1 protein-coding gene is annotated in these 255 nt (G+C 43.5%); it reads right to left on the reverse strand.

What is annotated here, in order from left to right:
* The coding region (locus tag QQZ16_RS04000; RefSeq protein WP_284561130.1) for a UPF0236 family transposase-like protein at nt 1-255 on the reverse strand (255 nt) is incomplete at both ends.

Genomic DNA, 255 nt, shown 5'->3' on the forward strand with positions numbered 1-255 from the left:
GCTCTTTTCATGTAGCGGTATCGAGGATGGCTCTTCATTAGTTGCTTCATCGAACGAGCGACATGAAAACGGTCCATGGTGAAAAAGGCGCGTTCCCGAAAATACTCCCGACATGCCGTTATCCAGCATGCTCCATCGCCATTAATAATAAGCAAGGTTTGGGTAGGATCATACGCATAATTATTCTGTAAGAACGTTTCAAAGGCTTCCCAAAAGGGTTCTTTTCCTTCATAGAGAAAATGCCTTTTATTTCGG

Source organism: Bacillus sp. T2.9-1 (genome assembly GCF_950097965.1).
In the GTDB taxonomy this organism is placed as follows: domain Bacteria; phylum Bacillota; class Bacilli; order Bacillales; family Cytobacillaceae; genus Niallia; species Niallia hominis.